At 71.5% G+C, this 1797-nt stretch carries 4 protein-coding genes; all 4 read left to right on the top strand.

Features of this window, described 5'->3' with window-relative positions:
* The coding region (locus E1166_RS31340; protein WP_165944471.1) for a hypothetical protein at positions 1-248 on the top strand (248 nt) is incomplete at its 5' end.
* Between the two features lie 29 nt (positions 249-277).
* Positions 278-808 carry a hypothetical protein gene (locus E1166_RS30430; RefSeq protein WP_132343239.1) on the top strand — a complete coding sequence of 177 codons (531 nt, stop codon included), beginning with the start codon at positions 278-280 and terminating at the stop codon, positions 806-808.
* 122 nt (positions 809-930) lie between these two features.
* Entirely contained in the window at positions 931-1290 is a 360-nt protein-coding gene (locus tag E1166_RS30425) for a hypothetical protein (RefSeq protein ID WP_132343238.1), read from the top strand.
* Positions 1291-1370: 80 nt separating this feature from the next.
* Positions 1371-1797: DUF2637 domain-containing protein (locus E1166_RS30420; RefSeq protein ID WP_132343237.1), on the top strand; the 427-nt coding region annotated here is incomplete at its 3' end.

The raw sequence follows: 1797 nt of genomic DNA, 5'->3' as shown, positions 1-1797 counted from the left end.
ACCCCGTCCCGCTGCCCGCCCCCGTCTTCGCCACCGCGACCGCCACGGTCGACGCCGCCGGCCGACTGTCGGCCGACAGCTTCGTCAGCGTCGGCGACCGGCGGGCGCGGGTACCGCTGACGACCGACGCGGCCGGCGTCCTCGCCCCGGCCCGGCTCGCGTCCGCGCTGGCCGAGCTGGGTTTCACGCCCGTGACCCGCTGGGCGACCGGCGAAGAGCCGAACACCGTAACCTGCCAGGTCCGGTAGGCCGGTTGATGACCCGAGGAGCTGAGACTATGCGCAAGCTCACCGCCGCCGGCCTGGTCGCCGCGCTGGCCGCGTCCCTGTCCCCCGCACTGCCGCTAGCTGCTGTCGCCGCGACCGGCGGGCGGCCCGTGTACGTCGAGACGGTCGGCATCCCGAAGGACTGGGACGTCGCGGGCGGGGCCCGCTGGCTCGACCGCTACACGGGGAAGACCACCTTCAAGCTAGCCCCGTGCCCACCGCGTACCGATTGCGTGCTGATCCTCGCCGGGTCGGTGCCCGGCGACAAGGTCGGGTGGGCGTCGCCAACGCGGACCCGGTTGTCGTTCGGCGGGGGCCAACGAGTGACATGGACGACCACAACAATCACGGTCGACGTTGCCCAGGCGAAGCGGTACCGCTACACGGCTGGCACCCGACGTTGGCTGATCGCGCACGAGTTGGGCCACTGGGCGGGCCTGGCACACCAGAGCAAGCGGGTCAGCTTCATGTACCCGAAGACCAACCCCACACCGCCGATGACGGCGACGGCCGCTGAACGGCGGCACCTCGCGGGCCGCTGACGACCGCCACTCAACGCCCCTGACCTTGGATTCCTGGGTCAGGGGCGTTTCTAGTTGCACTGAACGTTCAGTGCATGATTTACTTGATCCCGTCAGCGAGAAGTACCGCCGAGGAGGACCCCGTGACCGCCATCTTCACCCCCGCTCCGTTTACCCCGGGCGACCGGATCACCTGGGCGCAGATTTCGGCCGACGGGACCGAGGTCGCCCGGACCGGGGTCGTCTGGTCCCTCGCCCCGACCTGCCACGCTTCGCCCTCGGTCTGGGTCACCCCGGACAACGGCGGTGCCCCGGTCGTCGTGGTCAAGGCCCGCAAGCGGTCGCGGATTCACGCCGGGCGCGTCTGGGGCGGCGAGTGGAGCCCGTCCGGCGGCCGGCTGATCGCCGAAGGCGAGGCGTTCAGCGAGTCCCACCCGCTGACCCAGACCGGCGCACTGACCGAGGCCGCCGTACGGCACACCGCCCAGATACGCGCCGCCTGACCTCGCTCCCTCGGCCGGGGCCTCGCCGCCCCGGCCCGCCGGCCTCGCGAACCTCACCCGCTCGAAAGGACGCCCCTCCCGTGAAGACTTCCTCCCGCGCCGAGCAGACCGAAGGCGTCGTCCTTGTCCTGATCCTCGTGACCGTCGGCCTCGCAGCGGGCGCGGCCTCCTTCACGCACGTTCACGACTGGACGATGGCGAACAGCCCGAAGGGCACGCCCGATTGGTTCGGGTGGGCGAACGCCGTCATTAGCGAGCTGATCCCGGTCGCCGCGCTGCTGGAAATCCGGAAGCGCCGTCGCGCCGGTAAGGGTCTGAAGTATCCGCTCGCGCTGCTGATCGCCGCCGCCTGCCTGTCGCTGTCGGCCCAGCTCGCCGTAGCAAAGCCGGGCCTCTCGGGCGCGGTGCTGTCGGCGGTCCCGGCGCTTGCCTTCATGGGCCTGGTGAAGCTCGTCTTCGCGGGCACCGCCACCCCCGCCCAGGCGTCCGAGAAGGCCCCAGCAGACC

This window comes from Micromonospora sp. KC213, assembly GCF_004348325.1.
GTDB lineage: Bacteria > Actinomycetota > Actinomycetes > Mycobacteriales > Micromonosporaceae > Micromonospora.
This window is presented reverse-complemented; position numbering and strand designations above follow the sequence as displayed.

What these genes read in the sequence shown, in the direction of transcription:
- E1166_RS30430 (WP_132343239.1), top strand. Translation starts at nt 278, where the DNA reads ATGCGCAAGCTCACCGCCGCCGGCCTGGTCGCCGCGCTGGCCGCGTCC.